The organism is Clostridioides sp. ES-S-0054-01 (assembly GCA_021561035.1).
Taxonomy (GTDB): Bacteria; Bacillota; Clostridia; order Peptostreptococcales; family Peptostreptococcaceae; genus Clostridioides.
Genome location: CP067346.1, coordinates 2,914,748 through 2,933,913, shown reverse-complemented (window position 1 = coordinate 2,933,913; position 19,166 = coordinate 2,914,748). Strand labels below are relative to the sequence as shown.

Genomic DNA, 19,166 nt, shown 5'->3' with positions numbered 1-19,166 from the left:
ATTTATGTACGCAGTAAGATACGAATTGATAAAAACTTGTAAACAGAGTGGTGCAAGATTAGGAAGATTACACACTCCACATGGAATTATTGAAACACCAATATTTATGCCAGTTGGAACTCAAGCAACTGTAAAATCTATGACACCAGAAGAGCTAAAAGAGATTGGTTCACAAATAATACTTAGTAACACATACCATTTATATATGAGACCAGGTCATGAACTTATAAAAAGAGCTGGTGGTCTTCATAAGTTTATGAATTGGGATAAACCAATACTTACAGATAGTGGAGGATTTCAAGTATTTAGCTTAGGACCTTTGAGAAAGATAAAAGAAGAAGGTGTAGAATTTAGGTCACACTTAGATGGTTCAAAACATTTTCTAACCCCAGAAAAAGCTATGGAAATACAAAATGCACTAGGGTCAGATATAATGATGGCATTTGATGAGTGTGCACCATACCCATCAGATAGAAACTATGTAAAAAACTCGTTAGAAAGAACAACAAGATGGTTAAAAAGATGTAAAGATGCCCATAATAATACAGACAAGCAAGCCCTATTTGGTATAATACAAGGTGGGATGTATAAAGACTTAAGAGAGCAATCAGCAAAAGAAATAACTAGTATTGATTTACCTGGATATGCTGTTGGTGGACTTAGTGTTGGAGAGCCAAAACCACTTATGTATGATGTATTAGAACATACAACTCCACTTATGCCAAAAGATAAACCGAGATATCTAATGGGAGTTGGTAGCCCAGATGATTTAGTGGAGGGTGTTATAAGAGGAGTAGATATGTTTGATTGTGTTTTACCTACTCGTATAGCTAGGAATGGGACTGCAATGACTAGTCAAGGTAAAGTAGTAGTTAGAAATGCAACTTATGCTGAAGACTTTACTCCACTTGACCCTGAATGTGATTGTTATGCTTGTAAAAACTATTCAAGAGCTTATATAAGACATCTTATAAAAGCAAATGAAATATTGGGTGCAAGATTAATAACTACACATAATCTTTACTTTTTATTAAATTTAATGAAACAAATAAGACAGGCGATAATGGAAGATAGATTACTTGATTTTAGAAATGAGTTTTTTGCAAAATATGGATATGAAATATAGGTTTTGCACTATTAATTATAATCATTTTAATATATAATATTCAATAGTACTCAAAGATAGAGAAAGTAAATTGTTATATAAACATTTATTATGATTTACAAAAGAGTATAATTTACAAAGGAGTGAAAATTTAATGCCACAGCAACAAATAATAATGAGTATAGGTCTATGGGTAGTAGTAATCGCAATCTTTTATTTCCTAATGATTAGACCTCAAAAGAAAAAAGACAAACAATTAAAAGAAATGAGAAGTAGCCTAGGTGTAGGAGACAAGGTCGTTACAATAGGTGGAATAGTAGCTAATGTAGCTAAAGTTGAAGATGACGTTGTAATATTAGAATTAGGACCAAATAGAACTAAAGTTCCATTTGAAAAATGGGCTATAGGAACAGTTAAATCTAAAAAAGAAGAAATAGAAGAAGACTAAATTAGTAATTTAAAAGCCTTTTCTCGAATATATATTAATTTGAGAGGAGGTTTTTTATGGGAAAATCTAATTATATTTTTAAAGGTCTGGGATATGCATATATAATAACTTTGGCTGTTTTATTAGTGTATAACTTATTTTTGACATTTACAGATATTGGTGGGGATAATATAACTATGGTTTCATCATTTATAACTACTATTTCTGCAGCTATAGGAGGGTTTTATACTTCAAAACACATGAAAGAAAGAGGGCTTATGTATGGGCTTTTGGTAGGACTTTTGTACATAGTATGTATTTTTTTGACTGTGTTTTTAGCACAAGAAAAGTTTGTGTTTGAAGTGGGGATGATTTATAAGTTATTGTTAATATCAGCAGCAGGAGGCATTGGAGGCGTACTGGGTGTCAACTTTAAATAGAGTTTATATTAAAGTAGTTTTATGATATAATCAATAGGAAACAATTAGAAATGGAGGCGTTGAAAATGGAAAATAAACATGTAAGAACTTTATCTCAAGCTACTTTAAAGCAAAGTGCTGTAAAAGGTGGATGTGGAGAGTGTCAAACTTCTTGTCAATCAGCTTGTAAAACTTCTTGTACAGTTGCAAATCAAGAGTGTGAAAGATAGAAAATTATTGATTTAGTTGTTTGTAGTAGGGTATTTCAAAGTGATTCTTTTATCATTATGAGATATCCTCTTTTATTTTTGTTTGTATATAAAATATTTAAACTATTTATATAAAATTAAGTTTGATTTCTTATCGTTTGATTATGCAAAAATATCTAATTATATAAGAGTATTTATTTTAAAATAGCTACTCTTATATTTTTATTTTTTATCAATTACATGTATTAGAATAATTTTTAATTTTAAACTCTAATTTATGATGATTTTTATAATATGTTATATATTTTAATATATGGAGATAGATATTAATTTAGTGATATATAAGTAATAAGAGTAAAGCAAAAATTAGTGTGTAGTAGTATATAAAAGTGGAGTTTGAATACTTTTGTTAGTATATGATTGTCTAGTAGAAAATCACTATAAAATAGGGATTTCTATCTTTGAGCATAATCATAGATAGATAAGTGGGAGAAGGGGTTCAAGAAGATATTAGTAGTGTTTGTGTTAGCAAATTATGTAAACACATAAAATATATTGAAAAATAATATTATATATAATATTATTTATGTGTGGGAAATACGAATATAAAAAATAAAAAACAATATTCGGAGGACATAAATATGTTAAGCAACAAAAAGAGAAGTATGGCAATAGTAATGGCAGGAGCTACAGTTATGAGTGCAGCTGCACCAATATTCGCAGATAATACTGTGACAGAAAATATTGATAAAAATTATACAGTAAGTGCGAAAGATTCTACTAAACTAATCGAAGAGGTTAGAAAAGCATTAGAAGTTAAGTTTGAAGATACAAAAGCAGGAGCAAATGTAAATGATAGAGTTTACGATATAAAAGTAGACAATGTAAACTTAACTAATGCAACTCAATTACAAAATAAAATAAACTCATTGACAGAAGGACAAAGTTTAAAAGTTACTATTCAAGATAAAGGGCATCAAGTTTTAGGTGGAAAAGTAGTTGACTATAAAGTTGAAAACTACAAAACTGCTCAAGAAATAGTAGATGCAGTTAATGCCTACAATGCAACTTTAGCAGAAGATTCTGATAGCAAATTGACAGCAACTATAAAATCTACAAGTACAGTTGAAGTAAAAAGAGCAAAAGATTCAACAAATGCTATTACATTAAATGTAGGAGACCAACATTTAAATTTCTCGAAAGTAATAACATCAGAAGAGGGTATTTTTGAAGGTTATGAAAAGAATTATAGTGACATAGAATCAAAAGAATTACATACAATAACAGTTAAAAACGCAGATTTACAAGACATATCAGCAGAAGAATTATTTGACGGAATTAGATTAACTACATTAGGAAGAGAAATAGTTAATAAAGTTAAAAATGGATATGCTTTGACATTTGAGAACGAAGCAATTCTTACTCAAGAACAAGAAGATAGTGATGATAAAGATAAGCCAGAAAAATCAAGCTTTGATATAGTTTTAAGTAAATCAAATGAAAAGCCAGAAACAATAAGTGTTTCAAGTAAAAATCATAAATTAGTTAGAGATTTACATAAAGTATTAACTGATGTGAAAGACGGAAAAGAATTAAAAGTAGAAGTTTTATCTGGAGATTCAAGATTTACAACAGCAGTAGAGGTTAGCAAAGAGAGATTTACAGATGGAGCAGCAGAAGCAATAATCTTGGTTGGAGAAGACGCTATAGTTGATGGATTAGCATCAGCACCACTTGCATCTCAAAAAAATGCACCAATACTATTATCTAAAAAGGATTCATTACCATCAGAAATAGAAGCTGAAATATTAAGAGTACTTGGAAGTAATCTATCTTCTAAGAAAATATATATAGTAGGTGGAGAATCTAAAGTATCAAAAGAAACTGAAGAAAAACTTTCTAAACTAGGTGTAAGTAAAGTTGAGAGAGTTTCTGGAGAGGATAGATTTGAAACTTCTTTAGAAATAGCAAAACAATTAAAAGATACATTTAAGACTGCTTTCGTAGTAGGAGGAAATGGAGAAGCAGATGCTATGAGTATATCAGCTAGAGCTGCTCAATTTGGTGCTCCAATAATAGTTACAGGTAATGAGTTAGATGCAAATGCTGAAAAACTATTAAGAGGGAAAGAATTAGAAATAGTAGGTGGAGAGAATTCTGTATCAAAAGAAGTTGAAGACAAATTAGTTGAAATAGATTTAAATAATAAAGTTGAAAGATTAGCTGGAGAAAATAGAAAAGATACTAATGCTAAAGTAATCAACAAGTACTATGCAGGTGCAACTAAAGCATATGTTGCAAAAGATGGTTATGTAGGTGGAAATGGACAATTAGTTGATGCACTTACAGCAGCACCACTTGCAGCTAGTTCAAAAGCTCCAATAGTATTAACTACAGAAGAACTTTCTAAATCACAAGAAGAAGTAGTTGAGTTAAGACTTAAGAATGCTACTAAGTTAGTACAAATAGGTGAAGGAATAGCTAAAAACGCTATTGAAAAAATAGCAGAAAAAATAAACTTATTTACTAAGAACTAATAATATATAGGGATTAATGTTAAAAGTTTATTTAGATAATATATGGTTATACAATATATTAATATGTAAGACATAGTTTAGATATTAGAAAATATATAAAAATAATGAAATAAAAATAAGAGGCTATCTCAAAATAGAAATTGTACTGCACCCCAATTGTTGGACAAAAAATCTAACGATTGGGGTGTTTCTGTATGGCTAAATACGATAATTTCATATAAGAAAGAGTGACTTACGAACTAAAAAATTCATTTTGAGATACTTCCCTATTTTATTTTTGATTATAATATTGTGAACTTCATATTATAAAAAAATTCTTATAAATTATACTGCTTTTATAAATTATACTGCTTATAGTGATTAAATACCCCATTAATGTATATTATTTTGAATTTATTACTTAATTAAATAAAATAAGTTATAATTTTTTGAATTTATGGAGAATAAAGAATTTAACTGTATTGTTTGAGTTATATGGATAACTATGGTATCATATATAAAATATGGTAACAAAATTGTAACTTTTTATTAGAAATAAGCAAAAGTACTAATAAAAAATTTGAAAAATATATTGGGGGTAGAAAATAATATGAAGAATAGTAAAAAGATATTGGCTATAGGACTTACACTATTTTTAGTAATGGTAAATACTACTATAGTAAATGCGTTGACATCAGTAGAACTAATAAAAGGCAATGACAGATATGAGACAGCAGCAAAAATAGCTGATAAACAAAATTACAATACAGCAATTCTAATCAATTCAGATAATAGCTTGGCAGATGGCTTAAGTGCAAGTGGCTTAGCTGGAGCCTTAAATGCACCTATTTTAATGACAAAACAAAATCAAATTCCAAATACAACTATGGAAAGATTAAACAAAGCAAATACTGTATATATAATAGGATCAGAATCAACAATAAGTAAAAATGTTGAAAATCAGTTACTATCCAAAAAAAAGGTTGTACAAAGAATATTTGGTGAAAATAGATTTGATACAAGCATAAAAATAGCTGAAAAAATAAAAGAAATTAAGCCAATAGATAAAGTAATTATAGCCAATGGATTTACGGGAGAAGCAGATGCGATAAGTGCATCACCAGTAGCAGCTAGAGATGGAGTACCTATAATACTCACAGATGGAAATAGTGTAGAATTTGACACAACAGGGTTAAAGAGTTATGCACTTGGCTCTAGTGAAATAATCAGTGACGAATTAGTTAAGAGTACAAATTCTGTTAGATTGGGTGGAACAGATAGATTTGATACCAATAAGAGAGTTATACAAGAGTTTTATAAAAATAGTAAAGAATTTTACCTAAGTAAAGGGTTGCAATTAACAGACGCATTGGCAGTTTCTACAATAGCAAAAAATGCTCCTGTAGTTTTAGTTGAAAATGGTAGCAACAAGAGCATTTTAAGTGGTGCAAATAAATTAACTGTACTAGGAGGCATAAATCAAAATGTTATCAAGCAATGTATAAATCAAGCTTCACCAAACCAACAAGGGTTATATTACAATCCAAATGACAGAGCATTTAAGGAGAGAATAAAGGGTAAAGTATATGCTCTTACAAAGCAATACAGAAAAGAAAATGGAGTAAGAGCGTTATCTGTAGCAAGTAGATTAGAGGGTCTAGCAAATGATTGGTCTAACTTAATGGCAAATAAGAAGACTTTATCTCATACGATAAATGGAAAAAATTCATATTCTACTTTTTTAAAGTACTTAGATTGGAGTGAGATTAAGCCTGGATATAGTGCAGTTCAAGGTGAAAATATAATTAAATATAAAATTCCAGATAAACCTGTGTATACAAATAGAGATGCAGATGATATAGGAAACTTTATTTTTAATAAGTGGAAGACAAATCCAGGAGAAGGTACTAATATGTTACATAAAGGGTATGAAATAATGGGATTTGGTATAGCTATAACAGGAGATAAGAATCTATATGCGACACATGAGTTTTATGGAAGATATAAAGAATAAGAAAGATATACACAAAATTATGCTTGTGAGAAAATTATATAAGTAATTAAATTATAATGAAAAATTGCGGTGTCTCAAGATGAAATTTTTAATTCATGAGGCACTTTTTTTGTATTAAATTAAATACATTTTCATCATTTCAACAATGAAAAATAGGCTTATCTCTATTTTGAGACAGCTAAATTTTTATAATTTAATTTAAAAAAATTGTATTAAAAAGTTTAAAGATAATATAAAATGGGTAATAAAGTAGTGAAAATTAAATGGCAAAATTAGGGAAATCTAATGACGCAAAACTATAGGGATTAAAGCTTTTAAAGCCATATCAGCCAGTTGCTAAAAAGAGTAAAGTCTTTTTATCTTATAATTAAGATTCTCTTTGAGTGTCTTTTTTTATTGTCTGAAACTTATAGTATTTAAATTCATGAAAAGTTAGATATTTATTAAGGGAGGATTGTTGTTTCATGAAAAAGGCAATATCTTGTGTACTAGCAGTATCTATGTGTAGCGCACCACTAAACGTTTTTGCAGAAACTATATTAGAGGGAAAGCTAAGGGCAGTTGAAAAATCAGTTACAGAAAAGTTGAAGGGGAATCTTGAAGTAGATTTAAATTTTTCACTTCCAATAAAAAACAATGAGTCAGAAAATATGACTAATATGCAGTTACGATTAAAAGATGATAGTAACAATAGTGGGGTAATAAAGCTTGGAGAAAAAGATTCAGGAACAGTAAATATTGGGGCAGATAATATAGAATATACTATAAAAAAACTATCTGCAAGTAGAAGTGAAATAAAAAATAAAGATGAGAATATATCATATTATAATATTGTATTTGACAATTTACCTGTAGGAAAATACAATATAGAAGTTTCTGGAGCTGGATTTAAGAACAAAGAAATTAAAGACATTGATATATCAAGTTATTCACAAAGAGTTTTATTAAGTAATAGAGCAAGTGTAGATAATAAAAATAAACCTTTAAATTATGAATTATTCTTAATGGGTGATGTAAACGAAGATGGTAAAGTAGATAAGAATGATTATAATAAGGTTTTAGAGAATATAGATTCAAATAAAAGAGAATATGATTTAAATAGAGATGGAAAGGTAGATATTGTTGATTTAGATTATGTGCAGAAAAATTTAGGTCAAAGTGAAGATGCAAAAAGTCTAGAAAGTATAGTATCTACCAACCCTATAGTAGATACTAGTAAGGTTGAATTAAAAGTAAATAGTGATACAGATATTAAAGGTAATGTAGAAGATTTATTTAGTGAAGAAAATAATGGAGTTACAATATCTCAAAAAAATGATAAAATATCAGAGGAAAAACCAGCAGTAATGGACATAGCTTTATCAGAAGCACTTAATATGGAAGTCATCAATATAAAAGCTCCAGAAGGTACTGCTCCAGCAAAAGGAATAGTTGAAGTTACTGACAAAGATGGTAATGTTCAACAGATTCCTTATGAAAACAAAGAATATATAAAAAACTTAAAAGATGAAGAGCAACAAGAAGAAGCAAATAACGAACAAGCAAATAACGAACAAGAAGAAGTAATTCAAGAAGAAGTAAATAATAAAGATGAAAATATAGAGCAGTCTGATAATAACTCAAATAATAAAGATGAAAATAATGATAAACAAGAAGAAAATAGTGATAAAGAAGAATCAAACTCTAATACAAATCAAGATGAAAATAATGGTAAAGAAGATTCATCAACAGATAAATCTGATTCAGATGAAGATACTCCAAAAGAAGAGGGTAATATCAGTAAAGATGATAACTCTACAACATCTACATATAGTAGGTCAGCATTAGAAACATATGCAGATGTTCAAAATAGCGATATAGTAATAAATCTTGGTAAACAAGTAGCAGTAAAAAAGATAACTATAAAAATAACAGCCACAACAGCAAATGATAGAAGCCTTGCAGAAATATCTAAAGTTGAATTTTTAAACAATGTATATAAAGAAATACCAAAGCCAGATATGAATATACCTAAAATCAATAAAATATTGACTAGCACTGCTGTTGGAAATGAAAAGGTATCTTTTTATTGGAATAATGAAGTAAATGTATCGGCATATGAGCTTATACTAGATAAAATTGACGATAAGGGAAAAGTATTATCGACTAAAAAATTACAAACTAGTAAAAATACAATAGAAGTTAGAGATATAGAAGCATATGGACTATATAGAGTTAGCATACAATCTTTAAATGGCGATTGGTCTAGTGGATATAAAGATGCAATGCCAGAAAACTTAGATGGAGTACCAGAAAATGTAGATTCAAACTATAAACCTATACAATTTAGCCCAGATAGTATATTAGAATTTCAAGTTGTTCCAAATACAAAGCCAGAACCACCAGAAGGCATAAGTGTTAAAGGTAGATTTAAATCTCTTGATGTAAGTTGGAAAAATCATAAGCAAGCTAAAGATTTTGACTTATATTATAGAGAAAAAGCTTCTAATGGCTCTTGGATAAAATACAATGATAGGCTTATTCGTGGGACAAGTTCAAAGATAGAAGGTCTTAAGGATAATACAACATATGAAGTTAGAATGACAGCTACTAACCACTTGGGAACTAGTGGAATGTCTAAAACATATATAGGGACAACTGAAAGTATGGATGCACCAACAACACCTAACTATAGATTGATTAATACTCCTAAAGAGAATGGTGGATTTGGAATACCGACAAATCACATTGTAGATGTTACTTATCCAGATGGATATGATAAAAGTGAATATAGTGATAAAAATCCATTTGATAAATTTAATATAGTGGATGGAGACTTTACAACACACTGGACATTCCCAAAATATAATGCGGCTGAGGGAACGAATAGAGGACCAATAATAACTTTTGATAAATCTTATACTATGGATACTTTTATGGCTACACCTCGTTTTGATGTTTCTGATAAGACAATAAATGACTTTGAAATACGATATTGGGATGAAAATGGTCAATTACATAATTTGGGGGATGTTCCTTTTGAAACAAAGACAGACCCTGTGAATAATAATAAGTATATAATGGTTAGATTAAAAGAGCCAATAAATGCTACTAAGATACAAGTAAATGTTTGTTCATCTTATTCATACAAGGCTAATATATCAGAACTTAAGTTTTATGAGTATGACAGTATAGAAGATGATGTAAGAAATCTATTTGCAGATGACCTACAGATTGAATTAAAAGAAGATATAACTCAAGAAAAAATAACTGAACTAAAAGATAGACTGAATACTCCAGATAAAGCTAGTGGAGAATATCATCCTTATAAGACAGTTATTGAGAGAGAATTAAAATTAGCTCAAGACTTATATAATGATAGAGCAACACTTACTGATGTAACAACTGTGAATCAAGAAATAAATAAATCAGGAAAATATAAAGATAAAAATGGACAGTATACTGTAAATTCTAATAATTTAGGTATGCAAAATGACTGGCAAGCATTGGGAGTAGCTGCTAGAGCAGGAGATGAAATCACAGTATATGTTGGAAGTAAAAGTGGAAAAACTCCTAAGTTGATATATACACAATATTATGGAGAATCTGGTGCATATAAGAGTGGAGAAATAAATCTTAACACTGGAAAAAATGTAATTCAGTTAAGCAAACTTCATAGTTTAGATATAGAATGTGGAGGAAGTTTATACATAAGATACCCTGATGATACTCCAAGTGGAGGAGATATAAAGGTACGTGTAGCAGGAGCTACTAAGATACCACATCTTAACCTAAATGGAACAATAAACGATAAAAGCCCAGAAGGTGTTTCTCAATCTAAGAAAAAGATAAAAGCATATATAGAAGAATTAGCTAAATATAAAGATGCTATAAAAGGAGAACCATATTATCCAGGGACAAATATTGGTAATTCATATGGATATTCAGAAAAAACTGGTGTATTAAATACTACAGATATTGAAAGTGATAAAGTGACATTAAATGTTCCAGCAACAGCTGTATATCAAGGGATATCAAAAGGAAATTCTGATTTAAACACACAAGTAGATAGACTATATAATAGTATGCTTGCATGGGAACAAATTATGGATTTAATATATTCTGAAAGAGGAGTATTTAAGACACAAGATTTAGATGGTAATGGAACTGTAGATGATAATGAATTTAATATAACTAAAAATGATATGGCTCCAAAATCACGTATGAACATAAAATATCAAAGAATGTTTATTGGAGCATTTATGTATGCTTCTGGGCTACATGTAGGAGTAGAATACGGTTCAGTGCCAGGACTTATGAATGGAGTACCTTTCCAAATAGATACTAATGGAAAAGCTAGTGGAGGAAGTTTATTTGGATGGGGAATAGGTCATGAGATAGGGCATGTTACAGATATTGGTAAGATGACCTATAGCGAAACTAGTAACAATGTACTTGCTTTACTTGCCCAGACATTTGATGATAAGACACATTCAAGACTTGAAGGTTCAACAATGGATAAGATATATGAACATGTAACTTCAAATAGCTTAGGTATACCAAGCAATGTATTTGAAAGGCTTGGAATGTTATGGCAATTACATCTAGCTTATGATGATGATTTTACAGGCTCAATGTTAAAGAATAACTCAGATGCTGATTTAAGTAATGACACATTCTATGCAAAGATTTCAAGAAAATACAGAGCACTTTCAAGTAGTGACCCAATTAATAGTTTACCAAAAGACCAAATGTTGGTAGCAATGGCATCAAGTGTTGTTGAAAAAGATTTAAGAGATTACTTTAAGGCATGGGGAGTAGAAATTACACCAGAATTAAGCAGTATAATGGATAGTAATAAGTACGAAAAAGAAGCTAGAAAGATACAATATGTAAATGACGAAGCTAGAAGAAAGATTTTAAATGAAAATATAGCTAGTATGGCGAAAGATACTAAAGTAAGTGCTAGTTTTTCTGATGGGATAATAAGTGGTTCTCTAGTTAAGTCTAATAAGATATCTATAGACCTAGATGTAGATAAGGATAAAGATAAGATATTAGGATACGAAATAATAAGAAGTGATGGAAATTATTTAGATGGTGAAAATGGAACTCAAGTAAAATACAGAACAGTTGGGTTTGTAGATGCAAAAGGAAATAGTAAAGCTAAATTTACTGATAATATATCTCCTCTTAACAACAGAGCATTTACATATAAGGTAGTTGCATATGATTATCATCTAAATCCAACAGAAGAATTTGAAGTTGGTACTGTAAAATTATCAGATGAAGGGAAAATAAATAAATCAGCATGGTCATTCATAACAAATACTGTTTCTGATGGTGATGTTAGAACTGAAAATGACTCACATGGACCACTACAAAATCCTGAAATTGATAATATAAAGGACAATGATGCAAGTACTACTTATAAAGGGAAGAGAATTAGTAAAGCTGAGTGGAATAAAGACCCACAAAAAGACCCTGATATAAATGTAGAAGAAAATCCATATATAATAGTAGATATGAAAGAGACATTACCTATAGTAGGATTAAAATATACAAAACCAAAGACAGAAGCTAGAAAATTCTCATTAAAAGGATTGTTTAACTTTAGAAAGGATACTAGTACAACATACAATTCTTTAACTAATTACAAGATACAAGTAAGCAATGATAAAAAGAACTGGGAAGATGTAAGTCAAGGAACTTTTGAATATGGACAAGATTTAGTTGGTGGAGGAAAAGACCAAGATAATGAGGCTAGAGTTACATTTAATAAAAATGGTAATCTTTGGACTTATCAAGCTAGATATGTAAAACTAATCTCAAACAATAAGTCTAATATAGAAGTTGCAGAGTTAGATATAATAGGACCTCCAGGTGACAATATAGAGATTGGAACAGTGAATAGTGCAGACCAGACTCGTACTAATGGAATTGGAAAATTAGCAGAAGATTATGTATATCAAAGTGATAACTCTAACACAAGTGAAGATGAAACAGCTAAGATTCCAGCAGGTTCAATAGTTATTACAGGCGAATACAGTGGAAATCCAGCATTTAACTTACCACTACTTATAGATAAAAACAATAAGACTATATCTGGAGAAGCACTTTTATTTGCAGAGGTTCCAGAAAAAGGTGAATTAGGAGAAATAAGTAAAGGTACATGGGTTTACTATATGCCAAAAGAAAGCTTTGATTCTTTAAGTGATAAAGTTAAGGCTGAATTATATAGATACAATGACCTTCAAGGAGATACTCCAGTAGGTCAAAGATTTGTAAGTGATACAATGTATGTACCTGTGGAAGCTAAGAATTACGATGAGTTAAAGACAATAAGCCTTACTGATAGTAATAGTAAAGCTAGAAAGGCTACAAGAAATGCTATTGATGTCAGTAATAAGAAGGTTGTAGCTGTAAGTAATAAAGTAAAAGGTAACATTGTCAGAGATAAATAGTAGAGGTAAGTCTAAAAAAGCTAAAAATACTAGTGCTAACATTGTATATTTAATGTGAGTAGATACTAGAATAGTTTTAAAAGAGTAGATGTTAAAAGTAAAGTATATAAATGTAACTATAAGTTTAGGATAATTTATAAATTAAATATAAAAGCTAGGTGGATAAGCAATTTTATCCATCTAGCTAATGATAGATAAGGACGGGTGTTAATGAGTAAAAGAAAATCTTTTATAAGAACCGTAGCAGTGTCAACTATGGCAGTAGCTGTAACTGGTAGTGCTACATGTGCATATGCAGAACCAGTTTTACAAGGAACAAAAACTTATGAGAAAGTAAATACCATAGACATATCTGTGGACTCAGTAGAAAATATAGTATATTCATTTCAAGCTAGTATAAAAGTACAAGGTGAGGTTGAAATAGTAGATAATGAGCAGAAAGAAAAGATTACTTGGTCTGATAATATAAAATCTCAGATAAAAAGTGGAAATGCAAATGCTACTTGTAGAGCAGAATACAATAAATCAAGTAATACAACTACATTAGATATATATGTTACATCAAATGAAGATTTACTAGATGGAAATAGATTGAATATAGGAAGAATATCTGTAAAAAAATCTGGCAGTAACTCAAATGCTGACTATAAAATTTTAGGGAATGGAACAAGTGATAAACCAGCTTTAAAAATTGTAACATATAACAATAAAACAGTGGATTATGAAAGTATAAATTCAGATGAAAGTTTAATATTTACCCTTATTAATGAGAGTGAAGTAAAACCAATTGGGGGAACTGGCTCTAGTAAAAGTGACCCTGAAAAGTATAAGATAGAGAAAAGTGAAGCACTTGAATATTTATTAAACAATATTAGGATAAACTATTCTGTTGTTAGCAAAGAAACAGAAGAAAGTGGCTTAAATGTAATATTAAAACTTGGATTATCACAAAAAACGACTAGAGGAAGAAAAGCTACAATAAACAAATATGTTGAAGTTACGCTTCCAAAAAGTTTAGAGTACATAGTTGAAAATGAATTATCTAAACCAGATGAATTGCCACCAGATAATAATAGTGGAGGAAGTAATTCAGGTGGCTCATCTAGTGGTGGAAGCTCTGGAGGAGGAAGTTCAAGTGAGTCTACATCTAATGTCATAGTCAAAAAATTAAAAGGTGCTGATAGATTTGAGACAGCTGTTAAAATATCGCAAAGTGGCTGGACAAAATCAGATACAGTTGTAATTGTAAATGGAGAAGATAAAAGTATGGTGGATGGACTTACAGCTACACCACTTGCTAGTGTAAAAAACTCACCAATTCTTTTATCATCAAATGAAAAGCTTCCTCAAAAAACTGTAGAAGAATTAAAAAGATTAAATCCATCAAAAGTAATTGTAATAGGTGGAAATAACTCAATGCCAAATTCAATTGTTGAAGCTATCAAAGCTGTAAATTCAAAAATATCAGTACAAAGAATAGGTGGAGATACAAGATATCAAACTTCTATTAATATAGCAAAAGAAATAGATAAGACAAATAAGGTAAGCAAGTTGTATATAGGGGCAGGAAATGGAGAAGCTGATTCATTATCAATAGCATCACTGGCTGGTAAGGAAAAAACTCCAATAGTACTTACACAAAAAGATGGTGTAGATAATGAAGCTGAACAATTTATTAAATCAAATAATGTGTCAAATATATACTTTATTGGTGGAATAGAAAAAATATCCAACAAGGCTATTGAGCAAGTTGGAAAAATAGCAAACAAAGATATATCAAACAATAGAGTAGCAGGTCAAACTAGACAAGAGACAAATGCCAAAGTAATAGACAAATTCTATTCTCAATCTAAACTTGATGGAGTTGTAGTTGCGAATCAAGATAAACTTATAGATGCCTTAGCAGTTGGACCATTAGCAGCTAAAAACAATTCACCAGTTATACTTGCTACAAATGCGTTAGATAAATCACAAGAATCGTCATTAAAAGGTAAAAATTCATCAAAGTTGTTTGAAGTAGGCGGAGGAATAGCCTCATCTGTAGTAGATAAGATTAGGAGCTTAATTGAAAAATAAATATATTAAGTAAATTAAAAATAAGAATGTATTTAAATATAAATTTATATGTTTAAAAGTACATTCTTATTTTATTTTTATTATGTTGATAATTTAATAATATTGAAGTTAAAATGTATAATAATTTGAGTAGTATTAAGTTTATTTTTTAAATGAAGCAGGTATCTTTCATCTATAAACTCTATTTTTGAGCATATTTAAAATGAAGATAAAAATAATTTTTTAAATTTAATAAAATAAAATATTAATATATAGACGAAATATATTAATATCATATATACTCTATAATATATAGAAAATAAAGGAAAAATGAAGTTTAAATGAAAACATTATAAATATAAAATATAAAAATCATCAGGGGGATATGAAAATGAACAAAAAAATATTATCATTAGGTCTAGCAGTATCATTAATCTTGGTAAACTTCAAAAGTGTAAGTGCATCATCAGTAGTAGAAAAAATATATGGTAAAGATAGATATGAAACAGCAGCAAAGATAGCTGATAGACAGACTTATGAAACAGTAATTTTAGTAAATACAGAAAAATCACTTGCAGATGGATTAAGTGCAAGTGGATTATCAGGTGCTACAAAAGCGCCAATACTATTTACACAACAAAATAAGATACCAGCAGACACAAATAGATGTTTAAAAAATATCAAAAAAGCATACATAATAGGTACAGAAGATACTATAAGTAAATCAGTAGAAAAAGAACTAGATTCTAAAAATATAGAAGTCAAAAGAATTGGTGGAGAAGATAGACTAAAAACAAGCTACTTAATAGCTAAAGAAATAGCAAATATAAAACAAGTGGATAAAGTACTCTTAACTAATGCATATAGTGGAGAAGCAGATGCAATGAGTGTATCATCAGTAGCTACTAGAGATGGAGCTCCAATCATACTTACAGATGGAAAGAGTGTACCTTTTGATGTAAAAAATATTCCATCGTATTGTATAGGCTCGGAGGAGATAATGAGTAATTCTCTAGTAAAAAGTACAAACTCAGTAAGAATACAAGGAACTGACCGATTTGAAACTAACAAAGAGGTAATAGACTACTTTTTTAAAAGTGCAGATGGATTTTATGTATCAGATGGGTATCAATTAGTAGATGCAATAGCAGCTGCACCACTTACTAAAGACTCTCCAATGGTACTAGTAAATGATGGTAGTGATAAGACTGTATTAGAAGGAGCTAAGAATATAACTTCTATAGGTGAAATAGATGAGAAAGTAATACAACAGTGTATAAATGCTTCAAAGTCAAATGGACAACCCCCAACAATTACAGTTGGAAGTACAGAGATATATAGAGGTGAAAAGTTTGACACTGGCAAATTAAATATAGTAGCTAAAGATAACACTGGGAGGGTATTGCCAATCGAAGTTGATGGATTTATAGATACGGATAGAATAGGTACATATATATTGACATTAAAGGCTACAGATGAATGGGGAAAAAGTATAGAAAAAAGAGTAGAGATAAAAGTGTTAGATGATAAATCTCATGATTACAACAGCCCAGAATTTAAAAAAATGGTGTCTACTGAAATGTACAACTTAATCAATTCTTATAGAAAAGAAAAAGGTAAAGAGCCTTTGGTGGTGTCTAGTAAGCTAGAAGGTATGGCAAATGCGTGGTCTAAGTATATGATGGATAACGCAGTTTTTGCACATTATATAGATGGAAAAAATGCTCCACAAGTATTTTCTGAATTTGGAATGAGAAGTGAGGAGAATATAGCATATATTTATATAGATTCTAAGAGTGTTCAAACGACTCAAGATGCAAAAGATTTGGCAAAGGCTATATTTGAAGTATGGGAGAAGTCTCCTGAATATAATGCAAATATGCTTAGTGATGATTTTTCCAGTACCGGATTTGGACTTTATATATTATCTGACGGTCAGGTACATGCTACTCAAGAGTTTTTAAATGGTAACGAGGGTAGTTTGTAAAAATTTACCATAAATCTTGTTTTTTTATTAATTTACTGATATCATAAAATGAAAATCACATCTAAAGTACTTTTTGTAGTCTATTTTGTTATTATTTTATAGATTATAGTATTTTAGATGTTTTTTATTTTAGTCATTTATAAATTTTAAGGGAATCACTACTGAGGATGTAATTTATAATTAGCTGAATTATATAAAAAAATTAGTAGGAGGAGTTCGATGAAGGTAAATAAGAGAGTATTATCGATAGGATTGACAATATCATTAATAATGGCAGGGGCAACAAATATCAATGCACTTTCAAGCATAGAAAAGATACAAGGGAAAGATAGATATGAGACTTCTGCATTGATATCAGACAAACAAATATATGATACAGTCATATTAGTAAACACTGATAATTCTATAGTAGATGGATTAAGTGCAAGTGGACTATCAGGAGTTGCAAAAGCTCCTATAATGTTGGTACAAAAAGATAAAATACCAACTGATGTTGAAAAAAGATTAAAGGACGTTAAGAATGCTTATGTTATAGGAACAGAGGATACTATAGGTAAGTCTGTGGAAAATCAACTTAAGAATAAGGGAATTGAGGTCAAAAGAATTGGTGGTGAGGATAGAATAAAGACTAGCTATCTTATAGCTAAGGAAATTTCAGCTATTAAACCAGTAAATAGTGGTGATAAGGTTTTTCTTGTAAATGGATATACAGGTGAGGCTGATGCAATGAGTGTATCTTCTGTAGCTGCTAGAGATGGAGTGCCAGTGATACTTACTGATGGAAAGAGTATACCATTTAATGTGGATGATGTTCAGTGTTATTCTCTTGGCTCAGAGGAGATAATGAGTAATGAACTCGTGAGTAAGACTAATTCTGTTAGGATTGCTGGTAAGGATAGATTTGAGACTAATAAGAAGGTTATACAACGCTTTTATAAGGGAACAAAGAAGTTTTATGTTTCGCAAGGGTATAAATTAGTTGATGCTGTGGCTGGTTCTCCATTGGCTAAGGAAAAACCTATAGTACTTGTTGATGATGGAAGTGATAAGAGTGTACTTAGAGGTGCTGATGAAGTTACTTCTTTAGGTGGAATGGATAAGAAGGTTGTTGACCAATGTGTTAGTTCTGTATCTGATAAAAATACACTGCCTACGATAACTGCTAATGATGTTGAGATTTCTGTAGGGGATAAGTTTGATAATAGTATGTTGAATATAGTTGCTACTGATTATTATGGAAACGATTTAAAGACCGATATTAAAGGAAATGTAGATGTTAATAAGGTTGGTACGTATGTTTTAAATATAAGTGTAGTAGATAATTTAGGTCAGAAGAGTGAGATTAGTGTAAATGTTAAGGTAGTTGTAAATACAAGTACAAAAGACCCTAATAGTTATGAGTTTAAGGCTATGGTTTCTAATGAAATGTATAACTTAGTTAATTCATATAGAAAAGAAAAAGGTAAGAAGACTTTAAGGGAATTAGATTCTTTAGCTGGAATGGCAAGTGCATGGTCTAAGTATATGGATGATAAGAAGGTATTTGCTCATGAGATTGATGGTAAAAATGCAGCTGAAGTATTTTTTGGATTTGGAGCAAGAAGTGGTGAAAATATTGCATATCTACCTATGAATGTTAAGTCTGTTTATACTTCTAAAGATGCAAAGGATATGGCTAAATCTATTTTTGATTTATGGAAGAAGTCTTCTAAGTATAATGAGAATATGTTAAAAGAAGAATTTTATAGTTTCGGATTTGGTATGCATGTTTCTAGGCAAGGAGAAGTGAATGCGACAATGGAATTTTTAAATAGTTAGATTTTATATTAATTTATATTAGAAAATATGCAGTGAATTTGTAAAAATAGATATATAAAATCAAAATAACTTAAAAAATTATAAAAAATAATTTAAAAAATATAAAAATGATGAAAAAACAATTAATTTGTTGGAAAAAACTTCAATTAATTTTGCATAAATTATTGAAATTA

General features: G+C 29.7%; 10 protein-coding genes and 1 riboswitch. All 10 genes read left to right on the top strand.

Features of this window, described 5'->3' with window-relative positions:
• Nucleotides 1-4: 4 nt before the first annotated feature.
• A complete protein-coding gene (tgt, locus tag JJC02_13605) occupies nucleotides 5-1,126 on the top strand; it encodes a tRNA guanosine(34) transglycosylase Tgt (GenBank protein ID UDN53925.1) in 1,122 nt (373 codons plus the stop codon).
• 133 nt (nucleotides 1,127-1,259) lie between these two features.
• Nucleotides 1,260-1,553, top strand: a complete 294-nt coding sequence (gene yajC / locus JJC02_13600; protein UDN53924.1) for a preprotein translocase subunit YajC — start codon at nucleotides 1,260-1,262, stop codon at nucleotides 1,551-1,553.
• Nucleotides 1,554-1,609: 56 nt separating this feature from the next.
• Nucleotides 1,610-1,972, top strand: coding sequence for a TIGR04086 family membrane protein (locus JJC02_13595; protein UDN53923.1), 363 nt, complete (start codon nucleotides 1,610-1,612; stop codon nucleotides 1,970-1,972).
• Between the two features lie 65 nt (nucleotides 1,973-2,037).
• The gene (gene scfA / locus JJC02_13590; protein UDN53922.1) at nucleotides 2,038-2,181 is read left to right on the top strand and encodes a six-cysteine ranthipeptide SCIFF; all 144 of its coding nucleotides are present in this window, start codon (nucleotides 2,038-2,040) and stop codon (nucleotides 2,179-2,181) included.
• Between the two features lie 620 nt (nucleotides 2,182-2,801).
• Complete coding sequence (locus tag JJC02_13585) at nucleotides 2,802-4,697, top strand: cell wall-binding protein Cwp8 (protein UDN53921.1); 1,896 nt, start codon at nucleotides 2,802-2,804, stop codon at nucleotides 4,695-4,697.
• Nucleotides 4,698-5,286: 589 nt separating this feature from the next.
• On the top strand, nucleotides 5,287-6,690 hold the full coding sequence (locus JJC02_13580) for a cell wall-binding protein Cwp9 (protein ID UDN53920.1): 1,404 nt from the start codon (nucleotides 5,287-5,289) through the stop codon (nucleotides 6,688-6,690).
• Between the two features lie 255 nt (nucleotides 6,691-6,945).
• Nucleotides 6,946-7,031, top strand: a riboswitch (cyclic di-GMP riboswitch).
• Between the two features lie 123 nt (nucleotides 7,032-7,154).
• On the top strand, nucleotides 7,155-13,133 hold the full coding sequence (locus tag JJC02_13575; GenBank protein ID UDN53919.1) for a calcium-binding adhesion protein: 5,979 nt from the start codon (nucleotides 7,155-7,157) through the stop codon (nucleotides 13,131-13,133).
• A gap of 210 nt (nucleotides 13,134-13,343) precedes the next feature.
• The gene (locus tag JJC02_13570) at nucleotides 13,344-15,209 is read left to right on the top strand and encodes a cell wall-binding protein Cwp10 (GenBank protein UDN53918.1); all 1,866 of its coding nucleotides are present in this window, start codon (nucleotides 13,344-13,346) and stop codon (nucleotides 15,207-15,209) included.
• A 364-nt stretch (nucleotides 15,210-15,573) separates the two neighbouring features.
• Nucleotides 15,574-17,175, top strand: coding sequence for a cell wall-binding protein Cwp11 (locus tag JJC02_13565; GenBank protein UDN53917.1), 1,602 nt, complete (start codon nucleotides 15,574-15,576; stop codon nucleotides 17,173-17,175).
• 219 nt (nucleotides 17,176-17,394) lie between these two features.
• The gene (locus JJC02_13560) at nucleotides 17,395-18,993 is read left to right on the top strand and encodes a cell wall-binding repeat-containing protein (protein UDN53916.1); all 1,599 of its coding nucleotides are present in this window, start codon (nucleotides 17,395-17,397) and stop codon (nucleotides 18,991-18,993) included.
• The last annotated feature ends 173 nt before the right edge of the window (nucleotides 18,994-19,166 follow it).

Coding starts and splice junctions, on each gene's coding strand:
- JJC02_13560 (UDN53916.1), top strand. CDS start 17,395: ATGAAGGTAAATAAGAGAGTATTATCGATAGGATTGACAATATCATTA.
- JJC02_13570 (UDN53918.1), top strand. CDS start 13,344: ATGAGTAAAAGAAAATCTTTTATAAGAACCGTAGCAGTGTCAACTATG.
- JJC02_13580 (UDN53920.1), top strand. CDS start 5,287: ATGAAGAATAGTAAAAAGATATTGGCTATAGGACTTACACTATTTTTA.
- tgt (UDN53925.1), top strand. CDS start 5: ATGTACGCAGTAAGATACGAATTGATAAAAACTTGTAAACAGAGTGGT.
- JJC02_13565 (UDN53917.1), top strand. CDS start 15,574: ATGAAAATGAACAAAAAAATATTATCATTAGGTCTAGCAGTATCATTA.
- scfA (UDN53922.1), top strand. CDS start 2,038: ATGGAAAATAAACATGTAAGAACTTTATCTCAAGCTACTTTAAAGCAA.
- JJC02_13575 (UDN53919.1), top strand. CDS start 7,155: ATGAAAAAGGCAATATCTTGTGTACTAGCAGTATCTATGTGTAGCGCA.
- JJC02_13585 (UDN53921.1), top strand. CDS start 2,802: ATGTTAAGCAACAAAAAGAGAAGTATGGCAATAGTAATGGCAGGAGCT.
- JJC02_13595 (UDN53923.1), top strand. CDS start 1,610: ATGGGAAAATCTAATTATATTTTTAAAGGTCTGGGATATGCATATATA.
- yajC (UDN53924.1), top strand. CDS start 1,260: ATGCCACAGCAACAAATAATAATGAGTATAGGTCTATGGGTAGTAGTA.